This is a genomic window from Rhizobium sp. BR 317 (genome assembly GCF_047445835.1).
Taxonomy (GTDB): domain Bacteria; phylum Pseudomonadota; class Alphaproteobacteria; order Rhizobiales; family Rhizobiaceae; genus Rhizobium; species Rhizobium paranaense.
The window spans coordinates 16,267-39,725 of sequence record NZ_JARWLB010000004.1 but is presented as its reverse complement, the minus strand read 5'-3'; the positions used below and the strand labels follow the sequence as shown (position 1 = coordinate 39,725).

The window sequence follows — 23,459 nt, the reverse complement described above, 5'->3', positions numbered from 1 at the left end:
TGCATGCTCGCACGGGAAGGTGCCATCATGATTTTCACAGGCAAGCATATGACCTGCCGGCCATCATCTTTGTCGCATCATCGTCTTTCAGCGGCAGCTTTGCGGCCCGACTTTGTTTAACCGGGCTATTTGGGATAAATTGTGATGCGCGAGGCCCAAGCCGTCCTTTGACAAACGGTGCGTTCTGCATCATATGAACGCCAATTGAGCCGCCTGCGCGAATTTCGCGCGGGCGGTTTTGCATTTGAATGGCGCGGTTTTTGCAATTCGTTCGCATATGCAGGGCGCGCGCATCCGCATTGGAGAAACGCATGAACGGACAGGGCAACCAGACGATACGGCAACTGGCCCTCTGGGGCATTCCGCTATCGCTCGGCGTCTTGGCGCTGAAGATGCTCGCCTGGTGGGTGACGGGCTCCGTGGCGCTGTTGTCGGACGCCCTGGAATCCCTCGTCAATGTCGTGGCCGCTTTCATCGCTTTCTTCGTCATCCGCTATGCGCAGAAGCCGGCGGATCACGATCATCCCTTCGGCCACCACAAGGCGGAATATCTTTCGGCCGTCACAGAAGGCGCGATGATCATCGTCGCTGCGCTGATGATTGTGCAGGAGGCGATGGGGCATTTGAGCAATCCTCAGCCGTTGCAGGCGCCCGTCCTCGGCCTCGCCATCAACTTTGCCGCCGGTGTCATCAATGCGATCTGGGCGCTGACCTTGATCCGGGCAGGGCGCGAGCATCGCTCGCCGGCGCTGACGGCGGATGGGCAGCACATCATGTCCGATGTCTATACTTCCATCGGCGTGTTGTTCGGCCTGCTGCTGGCGCTGGGCACCGGCTACCCGATATTCGACCCGGTGCTTGCTATTCTCGTCGCCGTCAACATTCTCTATCAGGGCTGGAAGGTCGTCTCCAATTCCATCGACGGGCTGATGGACAAGGCCGTCCTACCGGAAGAGGAAGCGGTGATCAAAGAGGCGATCGCGACGCATGCCAACGGCTCGCTCGGCGTGCACGATCTGAAGACGCGCCGGGCGGGCGCCGTCACCTTTGTCGATTTCCACCTCGTTGTACCCGCGGCCATGCCTGTCCGCGAGGCACATCGCATCTGCGACCGCCTTGAAGACGCCATACGGGCGATCCATGCGGGCGCGGAAATAACCATTCACGTGGAGCCCGAGGGCGAGAAGGCCCATGGCATCCGCGTCAAAGTGATCAAGGAGATCTAAGATGCCTACAACCGATGTTTCCGGTCTGTCGATGCTCGGCAGTCAGACCGAAACGGCTGCGAACCCCGAAGCCGCCGTTCTCGAAAAAGTGCCGTCCGGCCATGCCGGCACGGACTACGTCGTGCGCTTCACCGCTCCGGAATTCACCTCGCTCTGCCCTATGACGGGTCAGCCGGATTTTGCCCATATCGTCATTGACTACATTCCGAACGAGTGGTTGGTGGAATCGAAGTCGCTGAAGCTCTTCCTGCATTCCTTCCGCAACCACGGCGCTTTCCACGAGGATTGCTCGATCTACATCGCCAAGCGGCTGGTCGAACTGCTGGAGCCGAAATGGCTGCGCATCGGTGCCTATTGGTATCCCCGAGGCGGTATCCCGATCGATGTGTTCTGGCAGACGGGAAAGGCACCGGAGGGTGTGTGGTTGCCGGATCAGGGCGTGCAGCCTTATCGTGGGCGCGGGTAAACTAAAAAGCCGCCATCCGAAGGGAGGCGGCTTTTTGCAATCAGAGACGATTGGCTTCAGGCAAATGAACTGTCGTCGCCGCCGTTGTCGGACGAGTCGTCGTAGTCATTGTCATTGTCGTCGTCCTGATCATTCGATGCGTAGTCGACATTGGTTTGACCATTATCGTTCTGGCCATTGCTGTCGTTGCCGAAATAATTGTTGTTGATGATCGTTTCCTGAACGGGCTGTTCGGCTGCATTGGCGGCCGTGCCGCCGAAGAGGCCGCCGAGACCACCGCCGGCGGTACCGCCGAGATGGGGGCTGAACAGGCTGGAGAGCGATTCCGCCAGCATGACGCCGCCGGCGACGCCGGCTGCCGTGCCGAGGGCACCGCGCAGGAAGCTGCCGCCTGCCGAGGGAGCGGCGGCCTGCGGGTTCCACGGGCCGCTTGGCTGTTGCTGGCCGCCCCACGGACCGGGCTGCGGAGCATTGCGGGCATAATCGTCATAGAGACGGCCCTGCTGCTGCGAATTACCGGCTTGCGGCCCCGGGCCACGCTGCGGCTGCTGCTGGCCACCGCCGAACAGCGAGCCGAGACCGCCGAGGAAGCCGCCGCTCTGGGGCTGCGGGTGATTGTCGGCGCCCTGCTGTTCCAGTTCGCGCACGCGCGCTTCGAGCTGCTGGATGCGGTCAGCGGCAGCCTTCATGCCCTGTTCCTGCATGAGCACAGCTTGTGCGAGGAAATAAGGCGCATAGGGCTGATCGCGAACCGACTGATTGATGAAGGCCTCCGCATCTGCATCGCGCTGAGTGCTGGCCGTAGCGCGGACGCGATCGAAGAGGGACGCGAGCAGTTGACGTTCTTCAGGCGACATGATGGCCTCCTTGGCTATCTGTTGCTGCAAATTCGGGGCGCGATTCTCGCGCTTACCTGACGTAGGATGGAATTCCGGCTTTTCAAAGCCGCTTCAAGTTACAATTCGGTAATCCGCAACCATAACGCCATGCTTTCCCAGGCTATTCGCGCCTTGCCTTTTTCCGGCATTGTTTTACGCATTGAGTCGCACTATGTGCGGTAGGACACATCTGCTGGAGACTTGCGAATGAACGACGAAGACGAACAGGAAGAAAAGACGAAAGAGCTGCCCTTGGGCAAGGACGCGGAGGCGAATCTTTTCAAATCGCGCTCGATCTTCATCTATGGCGGCATTACGCAGGAACTGGCGCAGAAGGTCTGCTCGCAGCTCGTGGCGCTTGCCGCGGCCAGCGATGAGGATATCCGAATCTACGTGAATTCGCCTGGCGGCCACGTCGAATCCGGCGATTCCATTCACGACATGATCAAGTTCATCAAGCCGAAGGTCTGGATGATTGGTTCCGGTTGGGTCGCTTCTGCGGGCGCGCTGATCTACGTGGCAGCCCCCAAGGAGCGCCGCATCTGCCTGCCGAACACCCGCTTCCTGCTGCACCAACCGTCCGGCGGCACGCGCGGTATGGCTTCCGACATCGAAATTCAGGCTCGCGAGATCATCAAGATGAACGAGCGCCTGAATAAGATCTTCTCGGAAGCGACCGGCCAGCCCGTCGAGCGCATCGCCAAGGATACGGACCGTGACTACTGGCTGTCTGCGGAAGAAGCCAAGGCTTATGGCCTGGTTTCCCGGATCGTGACGTCGCAGGCCGACATCTAAGCGAAGGCTTTTGCTGAGTTAAGGCGCCCTTGCTTGCCGAAAGGCAGGCGAGGGCGTTTTGCGTTGCCGGGTAGCGGAAGTTGCGATGGTGATGCGCTATGGCCGAACTTGCTATTCCTCGTCGCGGGATGCCAGTGACGCTCCGGGAATATAAAGCGAAATCGGTCTGATTTCGTAGACCGCGGTCGGATTGACGCGGCGGAGGTCGCGCGCTGCCGCAACTGCCGCCTCAAGCGTTGGAAAATCCACAACATAGAAGCCCAGCAATTGCTCCTTGGTCTCAGCAAAAGGGCCGTCAGTGACGATGCCGGCACCCTTGCCTCGCAGCGTCACGGCGCCTTGCGTCGAGCCAAGCCGTGCGGCGGGTCCCAAAGACTTCTCCTGAACGAGGCGATCATTGATCTGGAGAAGTTCGGTCATCAAGGCCGCATCTTCCTCCTTGGTCCAGGATTCGACCACACCCTCTTCGTGATAGGCCAGGATGGCGTAATACATAGATCGTTCCCCCTCTATGGATCTATCGGTTTCAGCCAATCGAGCTATCGGCTGGAGTTCAGAAACCTCTTAGTTGCATTTGACTACACAGGTTTGATGTTTGGTGCGCAATCCCTGTCTGTGCTCTTTTGTCAATCGAATGGCGCTCGGTTGGGTGGATTGCCTGATCTTCGCGAAACTGCACTTGCATGACCGACGCTTGAGATGCTCCATGCGCTTTCCATCGTACCCACGAGTCTCCAGCCGCTGCCATGCTCAAAGATTTCTCCGTTCAAAGCCTGTTCATGGGCTGTCTTACCGCCTTTGTCGGCTTTGCCAGTTCGTTCGCGGTCGTGCTGCATGGGCTGCAGGCGGTCGGTGCCACGGCTGCGCAGGCTGCGTCCGGGTTGACGGCCCTGTCGATCTCGATGGGCCTCTGCGCCATCGTGCTCAGCGTTGCGACAAAGCTGCCGATCAGCATTGCCTGGTCGACGCCGGGCGCGGCGCTCCTGGCGAGCGCCGGCGCCATTGAGGGCGGCTTTCCGGCGGCGGTCGGTGCGTTTCTCGTCTGTGCGGTGCTGATCGTGATTGCCGGCCTGTTCCGGCCGCTCGGGCGTGCCGTTGCCGCTATTCCGCCGGCGTTGGCGAATGCCATGCTTGCCGGCGTGTTGCTCGGGCTTTGCTTCGCACCGGTGAAGGCAATCGGCTTCAATCCCTGGCTCGGCCTGCCGATCATTATCGCCTGGATCGTCGTCGGCGCATTCAAGCGGCTCTGGGCCGTGCCGGCGGCGCTTGCTGCCTTCGCGCTGGTGCTGGCTTTCGGCGTGAAGGTGCCTGATGGAGCGCTGGCATCGCTGCAGCATTCGTTGCTGCCGAGCGTTGAACTGGTCAAACCGGCCTTCACCGCCGCCGGCCTCGTCTCCGTCGCACTGCCGCTCTTCATCGTCACCATGGCGTCGCAGAATATTCCGGGCATCGCGGTGCTGAAGGTTCACCATTATGATCCGAAGCCCGGTCCGCTCTTTGCCGTCACGGGCCTGTTTTCCCTGTTCAGCGCGCCCCTCGGCGGGCATGCCGTCAATCTTGCCGCGATCACCGCCGCCATGTGTGCGGGACAGGACGCCCATGCCGACCCGCAGCGGCGCTATTGGGCGGCGATTATTGCCGGGGTTGTTTACATCATCCTTGGGCTGCTCGCCGGTGCGGTCACCGCCTTCGTGGCGCTGGCGCCGCCGATCCTGATCGAAGCCGTCGCCGGGCTGGCGCTGGTTGGTGCATTGTCCAACTCGGCCATGAACGCTTTTCAAAAGGCAGAATCGCGCGAGGCGGCCGCAATCACTTTCCTCGTCACGGCATCGGGCGTTTCCTTCGCTGGCATCTCCGGCGCCTTCTGGGGGCTGGTCGCGGGAGGATTGATGATGGCACTGTCGCACATGGTGCAATTGCTGAAGAAATAAGCGAGGGGTTGCTTCTTTTTGACTGCACGGCTATAAGCGCGGGCATGAAGACGACTGGCGCGAAGATTTCCGAACAGATTGCACGTGGGCGCGTTGCCCTGCGTGACAATACGCGCGCCCTGACTTCGCTTCTTCTTCTCGGCCTTACGCGCGGTTGCCGGGTCCTTTGAGGAGCGCTCGGCGGCCGTAGAGCCCGCCCGGCCATCGCTCCTCGCGACATATCCCTAAAATCGACAGTATACCCCATAGCGGGTCCGTATTTGTCATCGCCAAGCCGCATACGATCGGTTAAGACGCGGGGCAAATGACGGGAAAGGAAGAGACGAAACATGGACGCGAACAGCCATTCCCCCAAAGGCATGCCCGACGCAGCGGCGAAGTACCGCGCTTACCCGCAGATCAATATTCCCGACCGAACCTGGCCTTCGAAAACCATCACCAAGGCGCCGATTTGGTGCTCCGTCGATCTGCGTGACGGCAACCAGGCGCTCGTCGATCCGATGGGCCACGACCGCAAGGCCCGCATGTTCCACCTGTTGCTGGAGATGGGCTTCAAGGAAATCGAGATCGGTTTTCCTTCGGCATCACAGACCGACTTCGACTTTGCCCGCTGGTGCATCGAGCAAGGCAATGTGCCCGACGACGTGTCGCTGCAGGTTTTGGTGCAGTGCCGGCCGGAGCTGATCACCCGCACCTTCGAGGCATTGGAAGGCGCCAACAAGCCGATCGTGCATTTCTACAATTCCACCAGCGAATTGCAGCGCCGCGTGGTGTTTGCCAAGGATGTGAAGGGGATCAAGGAGATCGCCGTCGATGCGGCCAAGATGATCACCGACATGGCGGCCAAGGCGGGTGGCGGCTATCGCTTCGAATATTCGCCGGAAAGCTTCACCGGCACCGAACTGGAGGTGGCGCTGGAAATCTGCAACGCCGTCATCGACGTAGTGAAGCCGACGCCGGACAACAAGCTGATCATCAACCTGCCTTCCACCGTCGAAATGGCGACCCCGAACATCTATGCCGACCAGATCGAATGGATGTGCCGCAATCTGGACAACCGCGAAAACCTGATCATCTCGCTGCATCCGCATAATGACCGCGGCACCGGTATCGCCGCTGCCGAACTGGCCTTGATGGCCGGCGCCGACCGCGTCGAAGGCACGCTGTTCGGCAACGGTGAGCGTACCGGCAATGTCGATGTCGTCACCATGGCGCTGAACATGTTCACGCAGGGCGTCGATCCGGAGCTGGATTGCTCGAACATCGAGCGCATGAAAGAAGTCTTCGAATATTCCAACCAGATGGCGATAGGCGAACGCCACCCCTATGTCGGCGAACTGGTCTACACCGCCTTTTCCGGCTCACATCAGGATGCGATCAACAAGGGCATGAAGGCCGCCAAGGTCGCCAACCATCCGGTTTGGGAAGTGCCGTATCTGCCGATCGATCCGCAGGATGTCGGCCGCACCTACGAGGCGATCATCCGCATCAACTCGCAGTCGGGCAAGGGCGGCATCGCCTACATCATGCAGCAGGATTACGGGCTCAACCTGCCGCGCAATCTCCAGGTGGAATATCGCGAAGAGATCCAGCGCATCACCGACGAAGAGGGCAAGGAATTGCCGTCCAAGCGCATCTACGACCACTTCATCGAGCGTTACGTGACCCAGTCCGACGCGCGCATCCGCTTCGTCGACCACCACACCTTCGCCGATCCCGAGAACAGGGGGCAGCGGATCGTCGCAGCCGAGATCACCGACAATGGCGAGGTGAAGCGCATCGAAGGCCGCGGCAACGGCCCGATCGACGGCTTCATCAATGCTCTCTCGATCTATCTCGACATTCCGATGTCGGTCGAGGATTATTCCGAGCATTCGCTGCAGCATGGCTCGAATGCCGCGGCAATCTCCTATGTCGAGACCTCCTATCCCGGCGGCAAGCTCTTCGGTGCTGGCATCAATACCAACATCGTCGCCGCCTCTCTCGAGGCGATCGTCTCGGCGGCGAACCGCGTGCTCGATATCCGGGCGAAACAGGGCTGAATTTCAGCCGCATCGCCTAGTGAAGACAAATCCCCTCGATGTCATCGAGGGGATTTTTTTTGTCCACTATCCGTCGTTCAAGACGGGATCATCGTCGCCAATGAAGCCGCCGGATTGGCGTGCCCATAATGCGGCATAGATGCCGTTTTGCGCGAGCAGATCGCCATGGGTCCCGTCTTCTGCGATCCGCCCTTCATCGAGGACGACGATGCGATCCATCCGCGCGATGGTCGACAGGCGATGGGCGATCGCGATGACCGTTTTGCCCTCCATGACGCCATAGAGCGTCTCCTGGATAACAGCCTCCACCTCCGAATCCAGCGCCGACGTCGCTTCGTCCAGCACGAGGATCGGCGCATCCTTGAGGATGGCGCGGGCAAGGGCGATGCGTTGCCTTTGTCCGCCCGATAGCTGGACGCCGCGCTCGCCGACATGGGCATCGTAGCCGGTGCGGCCTTCGTGATCCCGGAGCGTTGCGATAAATCCGCTCGCCGCCGCCTTGTCCGCCGCCGCCATCATCGCGTTTTCGGAGAACCGGGGATCGCCGTGGGCGATGTTATCGCGAACCGAGCGGTGGAGCAGGGCAGCGTCCTGGGTCACCATGCTGATCTGTCTGCGCAGGCTCTCCTGGGTGATCCCGCGAATATTCTGTCCGTCGATTTCGATGGAACCCGCTTCCGGATCGAAGAACCGTAATAGCAGATTGACGAGCGTCGACTTTCCGGTGCCGGAACGACCGACGAGGCCGACCTTTTCGCCGGGTGCGATCCGCAGTGAAACGCCGGCCAGGCCGCCACTACCCTTGCCATAATGATGCGTCACCTTCTTGAAGGTAATACCGCCGCCACTGACTGTGAGTTGGCGGGCATCAGGCGCATCCGTGACGGTGAGCGGTTGCGTCACGGTCAGCAGCGATTGCCGCATTGCGCCGAGGTGACCGAACAGCGACGAGACGGCGTCGAGCATCCATTCCGCCATGCCGGTGATGCGGAAACTCAAGGCGAGTGAGGCGGCAATCAGACCGAGCGGCGCGCTGCCGGCCTGCCAAAGGATCACGGCATAGCCGACCAGGCCGACGATCAGACAGCTACCCAGGAACAGCATGTTCGAATTGACCATGACTTCGAGCTTCTGCACGCGCACGAAGGTCTTGCGGGCAGCGGCGAAGCGCTCCCGTCCTTCACGGTCTTCTTCGGCCGCATTGGCAAAGAGCTTGATGATGTCGATATTGGCATAGGTGTCGACCAACATGCCCGTGAGCGCTGCATAGGCGCCCTGAAAGTCCTCGGACGCTCTGCGAAGCCGCGGGATGACCAACGCCATCAGACCCAGATAGCAGCAGAGCCAGACGAGGAGTGGCCAGATGAGACGCAGATCGATCGAGGCCATGAGCCAGAGCGAGCCGGCGACATAGATTGTCACGAAGGATAGCGTATGCAGCACCGCATAGGCCGCTCCAGTCGCGGAATTGCCGATGTCGCGCACCTGGCTGGCGATGCGCCCGGAAAAATCCTGGCGGAACCAGCCAACGGATTGCCGCAGGACGTGGCGATGGGCGCGCCAGCGAAACAAGGTCTCGGCATTCGGCCGAAATGCGATGTCGTCGAGGCTTTCCCTGACATAGCCGGCAAGCGGCCGTCCAATCAGCACAAGGGCGGCGGCAGCCAGCAATTCGGTGCCATGGGATGCCCAAAGTTGATCCGGCCGAGCGGCTGCCAGGATATCCACGAGCTGGCTGGTATAGCCGATGAGCCAGATCTCGATCGCCGCACCGATGACGGTCAGGGCAAGGCTCATTGCCATGACGAAGCGGAACGGATGCAGGTTGCCCTTCAGATACCGCCATGGATCGGATGGCGGGTTCAGATCGGCATAATGTTGGAACGGATCGACGAGCTTTTCAAAGCGACGAAACATGAGTGCCCTCCAGGGGCGCGAGATGACAGTTTGATGGATGGGCCGAACAAGCAGCCCTTCACGGCACTGCTTTTCAGCGGTGGTTTCCGGTGCCGTGGGTTTTCATCAAACGCTCTCCTCTCAAGTCGCTTGCCGGTTGTATAGCGCATGATGGCGCTAATGTCAGCAAAAATGGCATCCATAGAAAGGCGCTTCCCCCGATATGGGTGAAATCGACCCCGCTATCGTCCATTAAGCTGAATTCCCGGCAGGCGGATCGGCGTGATATTTTAAACTGCCGGCAATCCTATCTGGGGGGAACGTCATGCCACGCGTTGCCAATCTGTATTTCAAGACAGCAATCATCTTTCTGATCATCGGAATTGGAATAGGCCTGAAAATGGCAATTACCGAGGATCATAGCGTCATCGGCGCCCATGCGCATGCCAATCTCCTCGGCTGGGTGACCATGGCACTCTTCGGCGGTTATCATGCGCTGAACCCGCAAAAGGCGGAAAGGCGGCTGGCGATGATTCAATATTGTGTCTACACAGCCGGCGTCGCAGTCCTGGTGCCGGCATTGTATATGATGCTTCTCGGCAATATGGCGATGGAGCCGATCGTTGCGGCAGCGTCGATCGTGATCTTCATCGGCGTTCTGCTGTTCGCCTTCATCATCTTTTCAAGTGAGCAGGCCACGGCAACGATTTCGCCGGCGCGATCTCGCTGATCTTGCGAGAGGAGACGGCAGACAAGTCAACGCCGTCTTCTCGCCGTCAGGGCTTTTGTCCGGAAAGTTCCTCGCGCCGTTTCATCAGGCGTTCGAGCTCTTCCTCCTGCTCGGCGATGCGTGTCGATGCGAGTTCCTCGTCCGCTGCGCCGGAATATGCGGCCGCCTGTTCGATCAACTCGCGGAGATTTTCTCTTATTGCCGCAATGCGCTCGTCAATCTCCGGGATGGTCAACAGAATGTCGGACATGGTCAATCTCCAGGGAATGCGCCCGTCGGCTGAAGCTCCGGGCGCGATGGACTGACTGATAGTATCCTCGGGCTGCATGAAAGTCGCAAGCAGGGCTGTGGCGGCTCAGCTCAAATTTCCGTCGATACCCGGTCGGCGATCTGGTCGAGCATCGCGTCGGAGGAGGGGCCGACGACGGCATAGGCGGTGCCGTTGCGATGCCAGGATACGATGCTCACATCATCCCTGATGGTCTCGTCAAAATTGCCGTCGTCGGCGACCCCTTCATCTTTCATGAAACAGATGGCGATGACGTCGCCGTCGAGGTCCTTGTAGATCAACTGACCGGCCGGTTTGCCGGTGGCAATGAACATGCGCGCGCCTTGGAAGACCAACCCATCGGCGGCGAGATCCGGCACGTTGAATTTCACGCCGACGGTCCCCTTCAGCCATTGGATGATCTCGTCGGCTTCAGTCGCCTGTACTTCGACGACATGGCGAGGCTGATGCGCATAGATGCGGTGATAGGCGGCAATATCGTCCAGCCATGTGCGGCTCGGGGCCGGTGCAGCCGGGGTCGCAGCCGGCGCGCTGGACGGCTGGACGCCGAAGAGATAGCCGATGCCGCCACCGACCACGAAGAGGATGAGAGCGGCGGCGAGCGCCTGGCGACCGGTCGGAGCAAGCTTCAGGGATGGCCGGGAAAGGCGAGGGGCGGGCTCGCGCGGCTTCGGCGCCTGCGCGCTTTTGATGGAGCGCACCAAAGCTAGCGGCACCGGCTCCTTCAGTACCTCGTCGAAAGCCTTGCGGCCGACATCGGAGCCATGCTTCAGTTCATCGAAAATCCGCCGCGCTTCCGGATCGGAGGCGATGAGCCGCTCCAGCTCCTCTTTCTCCTCGCGACTCGTCTCGCCGTCCATAAAGGCGGACAAACGAGTTTCGAGCGGCATTTTTTTCATATCCTGCAATGCTAAAACCTTCGCGGCGAGCGGCTGTGACCTTGAGTGGCGAGGCGAAGGCGGGCGCCGGAAAGCCGGGACGCCACCGTCGACAAGGAGATGCCAAGAATATCGGCCGCCTGTTTGTAGCTATGCCCTTCGACATCGACGAGCAGGAAGACACTGGCAAGTCCTTCGGGCAAAGATGTGACCATCTGATGCGCTTCGCTTGCTTCGACAGGATTGGTACGCATGCCCGGCGTTGCCAGTTCGCCTTGTTCCAAGGCGCTACCCTTGGTGGCAGGCCGCAGCCGATGGCGTCGGGACTCTTCCACCCATTGATGGCGGGCCATGGTGTAGAGCCAGCTTTCGAGCCGGCCGTCATTGTTCCACAGATGGAATTTCGCAATGCCGCGCTGGCAAACGCCCTGCACCAGCTCGTCCGCGTCAGTCAGATCGCCGGCCAGTGTCAAGGCGAAGCGCCGGAGCTTCGGAAGAAGGCCTACCAGATCTCGTCTGATGTCGATGGCGGCTACCGGCGTAGGCATTGTCTTTCCACAGGGGCGTTGAGGGTTGTCGAGCTGCGGTCGTCCTTCGGCAAAAGACGGCCTTTCTTGCGGAAAAAGCTAACTGAGCCGAAGGATCGTTCTGTGTTGGTATGAACCATTTTCGTGCCGTTTCGCAAGTCTTCAAAAAGCGGTTGTGCGCTTCATCTCCACTTCTCACACGATCTTGAGGAATGGGGTTCTCGCACCTGTCTCAATACCTGATTTGACCATTCAGCGATTGCAGCAGCGCGCGATAGGCCCAGGTGTTTTCGCCGCCGCGATCGCGGATTTCAACAAGTTGCACACGCGCCGCCTGCACATCGCCCTGCTCGAGCAGCGCCTGGCCCATATAGGAACGCGCGAGAATGTAGTTTTCGTCGCGCTGGAGGGCCTTGCGATAATAGGTCATGCCGAGCTGCATGCGTCCGGCTTTGCGGTTGGAATAACCGAGATAGTTGAGAATACGGGGATCGTCCTGGTTCTTGGCAAGTTTCAGGACGGTGATGGCGTTGTCATATTGGCCGGCATAGGCGAATTCGCGCGCCGCCTGGAAAAGCTTATCGTCGTTGAAGCCGCTTTTCTGCGGTTTCACGCATTCTTTTTTATCCTTGTCCCAGACCTTGCCGTCAGTACATTTGGTTGTGGTTTTGGTCTTCGGCGGTGGTGCCGTCTCGTCGCCCTCGGAGCCGGCGGCGAGAGCCTGCAGGCTGGCGCCAAACAGAAATCCGACCGCAAGCGCAGTCACGGCCGAACTCTTCATCGCTACACCAAAACCCATTCCATCCTCCTGAAATCCGATGTGAGAATTGTAGCGCCGGATATTCGAAAACGCCACCGAAACGACGGGGCCGCCTTCACAAAATGCCAGAGCTTATGAAGCCAGGATATCGACGCCTTGCTCCTCTACGTCGTCGCCCCGTGCATTGAGGCTGAAGCGCTCGGCCTTGAGCTCCCAGGCGCCGGGATGGCCGTCGATGGTGAAGAGATTGTAGGCAGCGGCCGGCTTCAGCCCGCCGGGACCCTGCGAGGCCGATGCGATGCCGACGACGGGCACCGGGCCGGTCTGCCCCCTCAGCCAATGCAGCGTGTTAAGATGCGTGTGGCCGTGCAGGACGAGTTCCGCACCGCCCGTCGAGACCACAGCGGCGAAGCGGCGGATGCCGATCATGCGCTTGTAAAAGCTGGTTGCGCCTCGGATCGGCGGATGATGGATCATAACAACGCGAAAAAGGCCGGCCTCGCCGGCGGCGCGCAGCATATTGACTGTCTCGCGTGCCTGCCGGGCCGAATAGAAGCCGCTGGCGGCAAAGGGGGGCGTCGCCACCGCCGTCGAGCAGCCGATCAGCGCGACGCGGTCGCGAATGCGCAGATAGGGGAAAATGCGCCGATCCTCCTGCCACTCAGACGGCGCATGGTCGCCCTGGACATATGGATACCAGGCGCGCATGGCCTTCTCATAGGAGCCGGGCACATAGGCATCGTGGTTGCCGGGTACGACGGAGGTAAAGGCAGGGTCGCCGAGCGTCTTCAGCCATTCCGCGGCAGTGCGGATTTCGATACCGCTGGCGAGATTGACGAGATCGCCGGTCACCGCCAGATGATCGGCCTGCTTTGACCTGATGTCGTCGAGCAGAAGATCGAGCGTTCCGCCAAAAAGATGCTTGCGCCGGTTTCGGTGCCAGTTCACAAATCCGGTAATGCGTTTGGAGGCGAGTTCTCTGATCGAAAGCCGTGGCAAGGGGCCTAGGTGAACGTCGGAAATATGCGCGAGCTTGAACATGAGATGAGACATAGCTCAGTCTATTGTCAAAACAAATACATCGGTTTTTCGATGGTGGAACGCAACGGCGGACCGCAGCATGAATGACAGCACTGCTCCCGACGAAGCCCGCGGTTGGCGGGCCAAGCTGTTCGGCCGAATGCTGCACAGCTATTTTGTGCTCACCCGCAGCATGACCATGGGTGTGCGGGCGGCCTGTTTCGACAGTCAGGGGCGGATTTTCCTGGTTCGGCATTCGTATGTCGCCGGCTGGCACATGCCCGGCGGCGGTGTTGAGCGGCATGAGACAGTGGAACAGGCGTTGGCGAAGGAATTGCGGGAAGAGGGCAATCTGGTGATATCCGGCCGGCCGCAGATCTTCCACGTCTACTTCAACAACCGGACCAGCAAACGCGATCACGTCGTCTTCTACCGTGTGGAGGTCGAGCAGACCGTGCCGCGCAAGCCGGATCTCGAAATCGTCGAAAGCGGTTTCTTTCCGCTCGATGCCCTGCCGCCTGGAACGACTAGGGCAACTTACCGGCGGCTGAAGGAGCTGGAGGGCGACGCGCCGCCCTCGAATTATTGGTAGGCCTTGCTGCCTCAAGCCGCCTTTGCCAGCCGCTCCCGGGCGTGCGGGCGCTCGAAATCGAGGTCAGGGCCGACGGGGACGATGCCGGTGGGGTTGATCGTCCTGTGGCTGCAATAATAGTGATTTTTGATGTGCATGAGATTGGTCGTCTCGGCGACTCCCGGGATCTGGTAGAGGTCGCGCAGATATCCGGATAGATTGCGGTAATCCTCGATGCGGCGGATGTTGCATTTGAAGTGGCCGACATAGACGGCATCGAAGCGGGCGAGTGTGGTGAACAACCGCCAGTCGGCCTCGGTCAGCCGGTCGCCGAAGAGGTAGCGGCTTCGTTCCAGGCGCTTGTCGAGCATATCTAGGGTTTCGAACAGGCGAAGCACATTTTCCTCATAGGCTTCCTGCGTCGTGGCGAAACCGGATTTGTAGACGCCGTTGTTGACCGTGTCGTAGACGATCTCGTTCAGCGCATCGATGTCGCCGCGCACGTCCATCGGATAAAAATCGTCCTTCGAGCCGGTCAGGCCGTCGAAGGCGCTGTTGAACATGCGGATGATCTCGGAGGATTCGTTGTTGACGATGGTACCGGTCTTCTTGTCCCAGAGGACGGGAACGGTGACGCGGCCGGAATAATGCGGATCGGCCTTGGCGTAGACCTCCCAGAGCGCCTTTGCGCCGAAGAGGTTATCGACAGTCCCACCATCCCGATCTTTGAACTCCCAGCCGTTTTCCAGCATCAGCGGATCGACGATAGAAACGGAGATCAGGTTTTCGAGCTTCTTCAGCTTGCGGAAGATCAGGGTACGGTGCGCCCATGGGCAGGCGAGCGAAACATAGAGATGATAGCGGCCGGCCTCGGCCTTGAAACCGCCCACACCACTCGGACCCGGCGTGCCGTCCGCGGTGATCCAGTTGCGAAACTGCGAAGCCGCGCGCTTGAAATGACCCTTGGTTTCCTTGGTGTCGTACCAGATGTCATGCCAGGCGCCGTCAACCATCATGCCCATTACTCTGTCCTTTCGGAAATCCTGTCGAGGAACTTGACCTGGAAAATACGGCATGCCGGCGGAATTTCGAGACGGCAAACGATGAACAGTGCGTCACAGACATGATCGCGAAAAGTGCGAAGTGGTTTTCGGACAAGATCATGCCTCAATAACCGGCCGCTCGCATTTTGCATTGGACGAGCCGGGCATTTCCTGCTATCGGGCTTGTCACACTTTGAGGACCACTTGCTATGGAAGCAATCAGAAGCCTGCGACGACGCCGATGATCCCGAACGCTCGACAAGCGTTTTCGAGAACCATCCCGTATGTCTATCTGGTTTCTTTGGTCTAATGCACAAGCACGAATTGGTCTACCTCACTGAGGACGCGTCGCATGACGCTGTCATCGAACTCATCAACGAAGAAGCATTTGGTCCCGGTCGGTTTACCCGTGCCGCAGCGCGGATTCGCGAGCAGGGCGCGCATGACCGCTCGCTCTCCTTCATCTGCGCAGATGATGGCGAGACGATCGCCTCTGTCCGGATGACGCCGGTGCTGGCGGGTTCCGTCAAGGGGCATCTGCTGGGACCGCTCGCCGTCCGGCCTTCCCACAAGAACCAGGGTATCGGCCGCGAGCTCGTGCGGATCGCCGTCGAAGCCGCCAAGCGCGGGGGGTCGGAAGCGGTGATCCTGGTGGGCGATCCGCCTTATTATGGTCCGCTCGGCTTCGAGAAAGTCGCCTACAACGCGCTCGCTTTTCCGGGGCCGGTCGATCCCAACAGGGTACTCGTCGTGCCGATCGCCGCCGACACGCATGCGCGGCTCACGGGCACGATCGCCTGGCGGGACGCGGACATCCCGGTTGTTGTCTCCGATGAGGAAAATGACGATGACGATTTGCCGTTGAGGGCAATCGCCGGCTAACGCCGCGACTTCCACAAGCCATCTGTCGCTTGCCGGCTGCATCGCGCGGGCATCTGTAAAAAGAAGCCTATCGTCCCGTTTCCATCAGCGGGGCGATAGTTTTTTCTGTAGAAAATAGCGGCTGCGTCCGATGGGAAATTCCGGCAGTTCGCCGAAGATGACATAGCCCTGCCGCTGATAGGCGCGCAGCGCCTGCGGATTGAAAGTGTCGATCCAGGCACCTTGGCAGCCGCGGGTGATCGCTTCCGTCTCCGCTGCTTCCAGCAGCTTTCCCGCCATGCCCTGACCGCGCAGCGTTTCCGGCACGAACAGCCACGCGGTGAACAGCCAGCCCCAGGCCGTATAACCCGAAATGCCGCCCATGGTCTTGCCGCTTTCGTCTCGGATCAGAACGGCGAGCGAGCGGCGCTTGGAAGGGCCGACATCGGCGGCGTTGAAGGCCGTCAATCCTTCGCCGATCGCCGCGAGTTCACTTTCTGACGGGGTGTCGGTCACATCGAGTTGCGGCATCATGTTCACCGTCCTTCGCGCCACCACATTGCGGAGAATGCGAAGAGGAGAGCGGCAAGACCGGCGAAGCCTGCAAAGAGCGGCAGGTTGTTGACGCCCTTCAGGACGGTTTCGTCGGTCATGCGGATGGTCAGGCGTTGGTCGTCGGCGATGCGAACGGCGCCGCGCACCGGTAGGATCGGCGGAACGGTGACGCCGCCGCCAGCGCTGGCAACGCGGGTGACAAGCCCCTTGGTCTTTTCTGCCAGGGGCTTCAGCGTTTCCGTCGTCGAGATCATCGCCTTGAATTCCGGCGCGTCGACGGCGCCGACATGCACCAGCGTCGAAAGATTGCCGCTGGTGATCTGGTAAAGGCCGATTTCGCTCATGTGCTTCTGGGCCTGATAGAGGCCCGGCTGCGCCTGTTTCAACTGCAGGGTCTGCGTCTTGCCGGAGGGCGCTTTGACGGTGACGGGGCCTGGATCGTCGCCGATCGTCTGGCGCGTGACTTCCAGCGTACGGCCGGCGGCGTTTGCCGTCAGTGCCTCTTCCTCCAGAGCCGGTTCCTTCAGCAGCCAATGCGCGATGCGGCGATAGAGCGACACATGCGGTCCGCCGCCTTCATAGCCGCGCGCCCAGAGCCAGCCTTCGTCGGAAAGCAGCATGGCGACGCGGCCTTGGCCGACGCGGTTCAAAACCAGCAGCGGATGGTTATCGGCGCCGACCATCACGGTCTGGCCCTGCGGCTTCTCCACATCGACGCTGCGGAACCAGCGGCCCCAATGCGGCGGCTCGGTGTCCGATCCGTCGAGGCCGCGCGTGACCGGGTGCTTGCGGCCCTGTTCCGACAGGCGCGGATAGAAAGGCTTCTCGATCATCTGGCCGGTCGGCTCTGCCGGGAGGACAGAGGATAGCGGCGTCAGCGCGATCGAATTGCCGGCCGCATGTTCGGGACCGGCGGCCACCAGCAATGCGCCGCCGTTTTCGACATATTGGGCCATGTAATCATAATAAATCGTCGGCAGGACGTTGGGGCGGTCCTGGTAACGGTCGAAGATGATCAGGTCGAAAGAGTTGATCTTGTCGACGAAGAGTTCGCGCGTCGGGAAAGCGATCAGCGACAACTCGTTGATTGGCGTACCATCCTGCTTATCCGGCGGACGCAGGATGGTGAAATGCACGAGGTCGACGGAGGCGTCCGACTTCAGAAGATTGCGCCAGGCGCGCTCGCCGGCATGCGGTTCGCCGGAGACGAGCAGCACACGCATGTTCTGGCGGATGCCTTCGATCAGTTGAACGGTGCGATTGTTGATGGGCGTCACTTCGCCGGGGACTTCGGCGACGGCGAATTCGAGCACATTGTTGCCGGCGCGCGGCACCTTGAAGCTGAAGGGCGTGTCCTGGCCGGGCGTCGCCTGCAGCGTGGCGATCTCGTCGCCATTCATCCTGACGGTGACGGCTGCGGTGCCGCCGGGGCTTTTGCCATCATCGACAACGCGCAACACGAGCTGCTGCTCGTCGTTGACGATGCCGAAGCGAGGCGCGCGCACCACCTCGATGCGACGATCGAACTCGTCCGGCTTACCGGTGATCAGCCCGTGGATCGGTGCGTCGAAGCCGAGTGCCTGATTGACGCCGGGAATATCGTGGATCTGGCCGTCCGTCAGGAAGATCGCACCGCCGACACGGGCGGGCGGCACATCGGCGGTCGCTGACGAGAGCGCAGCGAAGAGGCGTGTCGAAGGCGACTCGGATTCGGCGGGTTCGCGCACTTCGACGATACGCGGCTCGATACGCGGGAATTGCGCCAGCCGATCCTTCAGTGCGGCCAGCGCATCGTCGGTCATCTTGATGCGCTCCGGCGTCTCCTGGCTCGGACTGCGGTCCACGATGACGGGAACGATGGTGGAGAGCTGGTCGCGGTCCTCCTGCATCAATACGGGATTGGCAAGGGCGGCGAGCAGGGCCAATGCCGCCAGCGCGCGGATACCACTGCCGCGCATGCGGCGGTAGATCGCGAGCGCGGCGATGGCAAGCGTCAGCACCGCAAGGGCGGCGAGGATGGGCCAGGGCAGGAACGGGGCGAAACCAATATTCATCTTACTGCCCCAACCGTTCCAGAATATCCGGGATGTGCACCTGATCGGACTTATAGTTGCCGGTCAGCATGTACATCATGATGTTGACGCCGGTGCGGTAGGCATATTCGCGCTGGGTTTCGTCCGGCGGCACGGTCGGCAGCAGCGGCGAGCCATTGTCGTCGGTCGCCCAGGCGCCGGCGAAGTCGTTGCCGGTGATCATGATCGGGGTCACGCCGTCTGACGAAGCGACCGCATGGCCGTCGCCGCGCGTATCCTGCCGCGCCTCGATCCACAGCGGGCTATCGGCGTAGCGGCCGGGAAAGCTGGACAGCAGGTAGAAGGATTTCGTGAGCACATGACCGGCCGGCACCGGCTCTAGCGCCGGAATGTCGAGATTGGCGAGGATCGCCTGCAGCCGCTGGCCGTTCGGGCTCGGCGTGGTGTTGTCGCCCATCGTATCGATAGCGTCGCGCGTGTCGAACAGCACGGTGCCGCCATTGCGCATATAGGCGTCGATGCGGTTGATGGCATCGGTGGACGGCATCGGCGCGGTGGCGGAAATCGGCCAATAGATGATGGGATAGAAGGCAAGCTCATCCTTGCTGAGATCCAAACCGACAGGCGGACCCGGCTCCAGAGTCGTGCGGTAGGTGAGGAAATCGGAGAGGCCGGCAAGTCCACGCTCGGAAATATGATCGACGTCGGATTCGCCGGTGACGACATAGGCAAGATGGGTCTTGTCGAGCCGCTGATAGGTAGTGTCGTCGCCGGGTTTGGAATCGTCGGCCCAGGAATTCGTCGGATGCAGGAAGGCGGCAACCGAGATTGCGAGCAACAGCACGGCGGCACCGCCGGCGATTGTCTTCGTCGATCTTCTGAGACGCGGGAAGGCACCGTTCATGAAAAGCACGATCAGGCTGTCTGCTAGAAGCACCAGGAAGGCAATGGTGAAGAGGATCGGCTTGGCCGACCAAGCCTCGCCGCCGATCAGCCCCTCACGCGTCACGGATACGCCCGCGCCGGAGACATCCAGCGGCTTGAGTTCTGCGCCATCGGGTAGGACGTTGAGCGCTGTAAAGCCCTCTTCCGAGCCATAAAGGCCGGGCGGGTTGTCGAAGTTGGCCGCGATTGCGTCTTTGTTGTTTGGAGTGAGCGGGCGGGCATTGCCGGTCTCGCTCGTCAGCACGCCCTTGGCGGTCAATAGCCGGAATGGCGGCAGCGCTTCGCTGGTCTTCGGGGTGCTTTCGGCCGAGTTGACGCCGCCGGAGCGGGAAAGTTGCACGATACGGCGCAGCATCTCGACGAAATCGCCCGAGATCGGCAGATCGGACCATTCAGGTTCGGCACTGACATGGAAGAGAACGATGCGACCGGCCTGCATCTGCTTTTCGGTCACCAACGGCGTTCCGTCGGCAAGGCTTGCCCAGGTGCGTTCAGCAAGATCGGGTGTGGGCTCAGCTAGCACCTGGCGCTTGATGAGAACATTGGTCGGCTTCGGCATGCCGGCGAAGGGGCCGAAGGAGGGGAAATCGGCAAGCGGCTGTGGCTCGGCCCAGGAGAGCGCGCCGCCGAAGGTGCGCTCGCCCTGGCGCAACGTAACCGGCACCAGCGGATCGTCGGCGGGAGCGGCTGCAAGGCGCGGTCCGGCGAAGCGCACCAGCGTACCGCCGTTCTGGATCCATTGCTGCAACGGCGCGTAGCTTTCCTGCGGCAGGCGGCCGACATCGGCAATGATGATGACGGAGGGATTGCCGGCGAGCAGCTCGGGGATCGACTTCGCCAGATCCGCGCTGTTCGGTTGGACCAGATCGGCATAGGGCTGCAGGGCGCGCTGGATGTAATAGAGCGGCGACAGGATCGGCTGGAACTCGTCGGCCGCCTGTCCGGACAGCAGCGCCACACGGCGACGCTTGAAACCGTCGTCGAGGAGATGCACGGCGCCGGCGCTCGCATGGCGGTCGATGCTGATGCGGGCGAAATCATTGCGCATTTCGAAGGGGGCAGCGATGGTGCCGGTCGCGACCGTCTGGCCGCCGGCGAAATTCAATGAGCCAGCCGCGATCGGCCGACCCTGATTGTCCAGTGCGCTGAGCCCCAGCCGCAGCGGGCTGCTGCCGTTCAGCCGTGTCGCGGTGACAGTCATGTTGTCGGCGGCATTGGTGGCGCCGGTGATTGCCAGTACCTCGTTGCCATCGCTTTGGATCAGCCGCAGATCGCTGGGCTCCAGGGTGGCAAGCTGGTTGACGATATCGTCCTTGTCCCTGCTTTCGGCGCCGTCGGAAAGGAAGGCGATCGTGCCCGGCTTCGTGCCATTCAACGCGGCCTTGATGGCCTGGGCGGCGCGCTGGCGATCAGGCACCAGCGGCCTTGCATTGGCCGCGTGCAGCTTGTCACGGGCGGCGGCAGCGGCGCCCGGCGTGGTGTCGTTGCTCCGATCTGCGGTGAAGGCGATGGAGACGGGGATGCTTTTGGCGTCCGCGTCGTCGATCAGCGCATCGGCCGTCTGCACACGGCGCTCCCAATCGGCGGCACTCGCCCAGCTATTGTCGATGAGCAGCACCAAAGGTCCGCCGCTCGACAGCGTATTGCTCCGCGGATTGAACATCGGATTGGCGATGGCGAGGATGACCAGAGTCGCAAGGATCATACGCAGCAGCGTCAACCACCATGGGCTGCGCGCAGGCGTTTCCTCGCGCTTCAGGATCTTTGCCAGGATACGCAGCGGCGGAAAGACTTCCGCTCTCGGATGCGGCGGCGTCAGGCGCAGCAGCCACCAGATCGCCGGAAGCAGGATCAATGCGCTGAGGATGGCTGGGGAAGCGAAAGCGAAGGAAAGCGCGTTCATGGCTGCCCCCCAAGCGTCGCTTTGGCGGGCATGCCGGAGAGATACATATGCACGGCGACCAACGCTTCCGATGCCAGCCGGTCGGTGCGGTGGCTCACGAAGGTCCAGCCGAGATGACGCAGGGACTGGCCGAGGTTTTCGCGGCGGGCGAGATAGGCGCGCTGGTAATCTTCACGCAGGTTTTCCGCGCGGCCAGCCACCAGCTTCGCGCCGTTTTCCGGATCCGTGAATTCGGTGCGGCCGCTATAGGGGAAGACCTCTTCGGCAGGGTCGGCGACCTCGACCACGTGGCCGCGCAATCCGCGGCGGGCCAGCGGTCCGATCCGGCCCATGACGCTGTCGGCTTCGTCCAGAAAGTCGCCGATCAGCACGATATCGCTCCAGCCGCGGATCATGGTGGTCTGCGGCAGGCCACCTTCGAGCGGCGTGTGCATCAGGGCGGCCGCCAGCCGTTCGGCGGCGTTGCGGGCGGAGACCGGCTCCATGATGCCGGGGCAACCGATCCTTTCGCCGGAACGGGCGAGGATTTCGGCGAGCGCCAGCATCAGCACCAGAGCACGGCCTTCCTTCGAGACATGGCCGTAGGTTGATTTGTACATCATCGACGGCGACATGTCGGCCCAGAGCCAGATGGTGTGGGCCGCTTCCCATTCATGGTCGCGGATATAGGTATGATCGTCACGGGCCGAGCGGCGCCAGTCGATGCGGGACAGGCTCTCGCCCTCGGTATAGGGGCGGAATTGCCAGAAATTTTCGCCGATGCCGCGCTTGCGCCGGCCATGCCAGCCGGCAATCACGGTGTTGGCGATGCGCTTGGCTTCGACAAGGCAATCCGGCACGAGGGCAGCACGGCTGCGGGCTCGGGAGAGGGCATCATTGCCTGGGGTCGGGCTGACGATCTGTCCGATGGATGCCACGCGCTATACTCTCCTTGACATCCTGGGTTACGATCTCGATCGCTTGATCAACCCGGCAATCACGTCTCGTACCGACATGCCGTCTGCGCGGGCAGCAAAGGTCAGCGCCATGCGATGCTCCAGCACCGGCTCGGCCAGGGCGTGCACATCGTCGAGCGACGGCGCAAGCCGGCCTTCATAAAGCGCACGGGCGCGGGCGCAGAGCATCATTGCCTGGCCGGCGCGCGGGCCAGGACCCCAGGCGACATGCTTGTCTGTCGCTTCATTGCCTTGGCCGGGGCGCGCGGAACGCACCAGGGACAGGATGGCGTCGACGACGCCGTCGCTGACGGGCATCTGGCGGATCAACTTCTGGATTTCCATCAAGCGCGCGGCATCGATCACGGCATGAGGCGTCGCTTCGCTGAGGCCGGTGGTTTCAAGCAGGATCTTGCGTTCGTCGGCAAGCTCCGGATAATCGACATCGACCTGCAGCAGGAAGCGGTCGAGCTGCGCCTCCGGCAGCGGATAGGTGCCTTCCTGTTCCAGCGGGTTCTGGGTTGCCAGGACATGGAACGGCGCAGGCAAATCGTAGCGCTGCCCGGCGATGGTGACATGATACTCCTGCATGGACTGCAGCAGCGCCGATTGCGTGCGCGGCGAAGCGCGGTTGATTTCGTCGGCCATCAGCAATTGCGCAAAGACCGGCCCCTTGACGAAGCGGAAGGAGCGGCGACCGGTCTCATCCTGGTCCATGACTTCCGAGCCCAGGATGTCGGACGGCATAAGGTCCGGGGTGAACTGGACACGGTTGGCGGCGAGGCCGAGAACGGCGCCGAGCGTGGTCACCAGCTTGGTCTTGGCGAGGCCGGGCACGCCGACGAGCAGAGCATGACCGCCGGCCAGCACGGCAAGAAGCGTGTTCTCCACGACGCTTTCCTGGCCGAAAATGACCTTGGAGACTTCGGCGCGTATGGAGGCGATATCTTTCAACGCCTGTTCGGCGGATGCGATGATGGCCTGGTCGTCGAGGCTCGTTTCGGTCGATTTGATCATGCCCATTTGCGTCTCCAACGGCAGAAAAACGGTACGCGCGATTCGCAGACCTTACACATTTGCCCCATAATCAATAGAACTTATCGCCATGAAGATAGCTGACAAGCACGTTTCGAATGACTATCTCGTGAGAGGCGGTCGTATTCGTAACTAAGCAC

Annotated in this window: 23 protein-coding genes; 8 read left to right on the top strand and 15 right to left on the bottom strand. The window is 61.2% G+C overall.

The features are described from left to right. Positions 1-34: 34 nt before the first annotated feature. Positions 35-313, bottom strand: a complete 279-nt coding sequence (locus tag QD357_RS07610; protein ID WP_146143997.1) for a hypothetical protein — start codon at positions 311-313, stop codon at positions 35-37. Between QD357_RS07610 and QD357_RS07605 the strand changes: the two genes are divergently transcribed. Both QD357_RS07605 and queF read left to right on the top strand, forming a co-directional pair. Continuing rightward, positions 312-1,226: a cation diffusion facilitator family transporter gene (locus QD357_RS07605; RefSeq protein ID WP_107108700.1), complete on the top strand. Its 915-nt coding sequence runs from the start codon at positions 312-314 to the stop codon at positions 1,224-1,226. The two genes, QD357_RS07610 and QD357_RS07605, sit on opposite strands and share 2 nt — an antisense overlap. Before the next feature lies 1 nt (position 1,227). Continuing rightward, complete coding sequence (gene queF / locus QD357_RS07600) at positions 1,228-1,692, top strand: preQ(1) synthase (RefSeq protein ID WP_107108699.1); 465 nt, start codon at positions 1,228-1,230, stop codon at positions 1,690-1,692. A 56-nt stretch (positions 1,693-1,748) separates the two neighbouring features. Here queF and QD357_RS07595 read toward each other — a convergent pair whose 3' ends face one another. Continuing rightward, positions 1,749-2,549, bottom strand: coding sequence for a DUF2076 domain-containing protein (locus tag QD357_RS07595; protein ID WP_107108698.1), 801 nt, complete (start codon positions 2,547-2,549; stop codon positions 1,749-1,751). 228 nt (positions 2,550-2,777) lie between these two features. Here QD357_RS07595 and QD357_RS07590 point away from each other — a divergent pair, with 228 nt between their 5' ends. Then, positions 2,778-3,365 (top strand): ATP-dependent Clp protease proteolytic subunit, encoded by a 588-nt coding sequence (locus QD357_RS07590; RefSeq protein WP_107108697.1) that lies wholly within the window; start codon positions 2,778-2,780, stop codon positions 3,363-3,365. Between the two features lie 111 nt (positions 3,366-3,476). Here the strand turns inward: QD357_RS07590 and QD357_RS07585 are convergent, their stop codons facing one another. Next, positions 3,477-3,860 (bottom strand): YciI family protein, encoded by a 384-nt coding sequence (locus QD357_RS07585; protein WP_107108696.1) that lies wholly within the window; start codon positions 3,858-3,860, stop codon positions 3,477-3,479. Positions 3,861-4,111: 251 nt separating this feature from the next. Between QD357_RS07585 and QD357_RS07580 the strand changes: the two genes are divergently transcribed. Both QD357_RS07580 and leuA read left to right on the top strand, forming a co-directional pair. Next, entirely contained in the window at positions 4,112-5,296 is a 1,185-nt protein-coding gene (locus QD357_RS07580; protein WP_107108695.1) for a benzoate/H(+) symporter BenE family transporter, read from the top strand. A 329-nt stretch (positions 5,297-5,625) separates the two neighbouring features. Continuing rightward, on the top strand, positions 5,626-7,338 hold the full coding sequence (gene leuA / locus QD357_RS07575) for a 2-isopropylmalate synthase (protein WP_107108694.1): 1,713 nt from the start codon (positions 5,626-5,628) through the stop codon (positions 7,336-7,338). Between the two features lie 66 nt (positions 7,339-7,404). On the opposite strand, the gene QD357_RS07570 is transcribed toward leuA, so the two are convergent. Further along, positions 7,405-9,255, bottom strand: a complete 1,851-nt coding sequence (locus tag QD357_RS07570) for an ABC transporter ATP-binding protein (protein WP_107108693.1) — start codon at positions 9,253-9,255, stop codon at positions 7,405-7,407. 304 nt (positions 9,256-9,559) lie between these two features. On the opposite strand from QD357_RS07570, the gene QD357_RS07565 reads away from it, so the two are divergent. Further along, complete coding sequence (locus QD357_RS07565; RefSeq protein ID WP_107108692.1) at positions 9,560-9,964, top strand: hypothetical protein; 405 nt, start codon at positions 9,560-9,562, stop codon at positions 9,962-9,964. Positions 9,965-10,010: 46 nt separating this feature from the next. Here the strand turns inward: QD357_RS07565 and QD357_RS07560 are convergent, their stop codons facing one another. The 5 genes from QD357_RS07560 to QD357_RS07540 all read right to left on the bottom strand — a co-directional run bounded on the left by QD357_RS07560 (position 10,011) and on the right by QD357_RS07540 (position 13,471). Continuing rightward, positions 10,011-10,214 carry a hypothetical protein gene (locus tag QD357_RS07560; RefSeq protein WP_107108691.1) on the bottom strand — a complete coding sequence of 68 codons (204 nt, stop codon included), beginning with the start codon at positions 10,212-10,214 and terminating at the stop codon, positions 10,011-10,013. A gap of 110 nt (positions 10,215-10,324) precedes the next feature. After that, positions 10,325-11,143, bottom strand: a complete 819-nt coding sequence (locus tag QD357_RS07555; RefSeq protein WP_107108690.1) for an anti-sigma factor family protein — start codon at positions 11,141-11,143, stop codon at positions 10,325-10,327. Positions 11,144-11,163: 20 nt separating this feature from the next. Further along, positions 11,164-11,679: an RNA polymerase sigma factor gene (locus QD357_RS07550; protein ID WP_107108689.1), complete on the bottom strand. Its 516-nt coding sequence runs from the start codon at positions 11,677-11,679 to the stop codon at positions 11,164-11,166. A 211-nt stretch (positions 11,680-11,890) separates the two neighbouring features. Next, positions 11,891-12,457 carry a hypothetical protein gene (locus tag QD357_RS07545; protein WP_107108688.1) on the bottom strand — a complete coding sequence of 189 codons (567 nt, stop codon included), beginning with the start codon at positions 12,455-12,457 and terminating at the stop codon, positions 11,891-11,893. Positions 12,458-12,550: 93 nt separating this feature from the next. Continuing rightward, positions 12,551-13,471, bottom strand: coding sequence for a metallophosphoesterase family protein (locus QD357_RS07540; protein WP_245407485.1), 921 nt, complete (start codon positions 13,469-13,471; stop codon positions 12,551-12,553). A 67-nt stretch (positions 13,472-13,538) separates the two neighbouring features. On the opposite strand from QD357_RS07540, the gene QD357_RS07535 reads away from it, so the two are divergent. After that, positions 13,539-14,030, top strand: coding sequence for an NUDIX domain-containing protein (locus QD357_RS07535; RefSeq protein ID WP_107108687.1), 492 nt, complete (start codon positions 13,539-13,541; stop codon positions 14,028-14,030). Positions 14,031-14,041: 11 nt separating this feature from the next. On the opposite strand, the gene QD357_RS07530 is transcribed toward QD357_RS07535, so the two are convergent. Further along, on the bottom strand, positions 14,042-15,031 hold the full coding sequence (locus QD357_RS07530; RefSeq protein WP_107108686.1) for a glutathione S-transferase family protein: 990 nt from the start codon (positions 15,029-15,031) through the stop codon (positions 14,042-14,044). A gap of 330 nt (positions 15,032-15,361) precedes the next feature. Between QD357_RS07530 and QD357_RS07525 the strand changes: the two genes are divergently transcribed. Next, complete coding sequence (locus QD357_RS07525; RefSeq protein ID WP_107108685.1) at positions 15,362-15,934, top strand: GNAT family N-acetyltransferase; 573 nt, start codon at positions 15,362-15,364, stop codon at positions 15,932-15,934. A gap of 84 nt (positions 15,935-16,018) precedes the next feature. Here QD357_RS07525 and QD357_RS07520 read toward each other — a convergent pair whose 3' ends face one another. The 5 genes from QD357_RS07520 to QD357_RS07500 are packed head-to-tail and all read right to left on the bottom strand — an operon-like array spanning position 16,019 to position 23,307. Next, entirely contained in the window at positions 16,019-16,444 is a 426-nt protein-coding gene (locus QD357_RS07520; RefSeq protein ID WP_107108849.1) for a GNAT family N-acetyltransferase, read from the bottom strand. Positions 16,445-16,449: 5 nt separating this feature from the next. Then, complete coding sequence (locus tag QD357_RS07515) at positions 16,450-18,522, bottom strand: hypothetical protein (RefSeq protein WP_107108684.1); 2,073 nt, start codon at positions 18,520-18,522, stop codon at positions 16,450-16,452. Position 18,523: 1 nt separating this feature from the next. Beyond that, positions 18,524-21,349, bottom strand: coding sequence for a DUF4159 domain-containing protein (locus QD357_RS07510; protein ID WP_107108683.1), 2,826 nt, complete (start codon positions 21,347-21,349; stop codon positions 18,524-18,526). After that, positions 21,346-22,266 (bottom strand): DUF58 domain-containing protein, encoded by a 921-nt coding sequence (locus QD357_RS07505; RefSeq protein WP_107108682.1) that lies wholly within the window; start codon positions 22,264-22,266, stop codon positions 21,346-21,348. Before QD357_RS07505 ends, QD357_RS07510 begins: the two co-directional genes overlap by 4 nt. A gap of 27 nt (positions 22,267-22,293) precedes the next feature. Further along, positions 22,294-23,307 (bottom strand): AAA family ATPase, encoded by a 1,014-nt coding sequence (locus QD357_RS07500; RefSeq protein WP_107108681.1) that lies wholly within the window; start codon positions 23,305-23,307, stop codon positions 22,294-22,296. Positions 23,308-23,459: the final 152 nt, after the last annotated feature.

Excerpts from the sequence above, each read along its gene's own strand:
- QD357_RS07605 (WP_107108700.1), top strand. The coding sequence starts at position 312 with ATGAACGGACAGGGCAACCAGACGATACGGCAACTGGCCCTCTGGGGC.
- QD357_RS07610 (WP_146143997.1), bottom strand. The coding sequence starts at position 313 with ATGCGTTTCTCCAATGCGGATGCGCGCGCCCTGCATATGCGAACGAAT.
- queF (WP_107108699.1), top strand. The coding sequence starts at position 1,228 with ATGCCTACAACCGATGTTTCCGGTCTGTCGATGCTCGGCAGTCAGACC.
- QD357_RS07595 (WP_107108698.1), bottom strand. The coding sequence starts at position 2,549 with ATGTCGCCTGAAGAACGTCAACTGCTCGCGTCCCTCTTCGATCGCGTC.
- QD357_RS07590 (WP_107108697.1), top strand. The coding sequence starts at position 2,778 with ATGAACGACGAAGACGAACAGGAAGAAAAGACGAAAGAGCTGCCCTTG.
- QD357_RS07585 (WP_107108696.1), bottom strand. The coding sequence starts at position 3,860 with ATGTATTACGCCATCCTGGCCTATCACGAAGAGGGTGTGGTCGAATCC.
- QD357_RS07580 (WP_107108695.1), top strand. The coding sequence starts at position 4,112 with ATGCTCAAAGATTTCTCCGTTCAAAGCCTGTTCATGGGCTGTCTTACC.
- leuA (WP_107108694.1), top strand. The coding sequence starts at position 5,626 with ATGGACGCGAACAGCCATTCCCCCAAAGGCATGCCCGACGCAGCGGCG.
- QD357_RS07570 (WP_107108693.1), bottom strand. The coding sequence starts at position 9,255 with ATGTTTCGTCGCTTTGAAAAGCTCGTCGATCCGTTCCAACATTATGCC.
- QD357_RS07565 (WP_107108692.1), top strand. The coding sequence starts at position 9,560 with ATGCCACGCGTTGCCAATCTGTATTTCAAGACAGCAATCATCTTTCTG.
- QD357_RS07560 (WP_107108691.1), bottom strand. The coding sequence starts at position 10,214 with ATGTCCGACATTCTGTTGACCATCCCGGAGATTGACGAGCGCATTGCG.
- QD357_RS07555 (WP_107108690.1), bottom strand. The coding sequence starts at position 11,143 with ATGCCGCTCGAAACTCGTTTGTCCGCCTTTATGGACGGCGAGACGAGT.
- QD357_RS07550 (WP_107108689.1), bottom strand. The coding sequence starts at position 11,679 with ATGCCTACGCCGGTAGCCGCCATCGACATCAGACGAGATCTGGTAGGC.
- QD357_RS07545 (WP_107108688.1), bottom strand. The coding sequence starts at position 12,457 with ATGGGTTTTGGTGTAGCGATGAAGAGTTCGGCCGTGACTGCGCTTGCG.
- QD357_RS07540 (WP_245407485.1), bottom strand. The coding sequence starts at position 13,471 with ATGTCTCATCTCATGTTCAAGCTCGCGCATATTTCCGACGTTCACCTA.
- QD357_RS07535 (WP_107108687.1), top strand. The coding sequence starts at position 13,539 with ATGAATGACAGCACTGCTCCCGACGAAGCCCGCGGTTGGCGGGCCAAG.
- QD357_RS07530 (WP_107108686.1), bottom strand. The coding sequence starts at position 15,031 with ATGGGCATGATGGTTGACGGCGCCTGGCATGACATCTGGTACGACACC.
- QD357_RS07525 (WP_107108685.1), top strand. The coding sequence starts at position 15,362 with ATGCACAAGCACGAATTGGTCTACCTCACTGAGGACGCGTCGCATGAC.
- QD357_RS07520 (WP_107108849.1), bottom strand. The coding sequence starts at position 16,444 with ATGCCGCAACTCGATGTGACCGACACCCCGTCAGAAAGTGAACTCGCG.
- QD357_RS07515 (WP_107108684.1), bottom strand. The coding sequence starts at position 18,522 with ATGAATATTGGTTTCGCCCCGTTCCTGCCCTGGCCCATCCTCGCCGCC.
- QD357_RS07510 (WP_107108683.1), bottom strand. The coding sequence starts at position 21,349 with ATGAACGCGCTTTCCTTCGCTTTCGCTTCCCCAGCCATCCTCAGCGCA.
- QD357_RS07500 (WP_107108681.1), bottom strand. The coding sequence starts at position 23,307 with ATGGGCATGATCAAATCGACCGAAACGAGCCTCGACGACCAGGCCATC.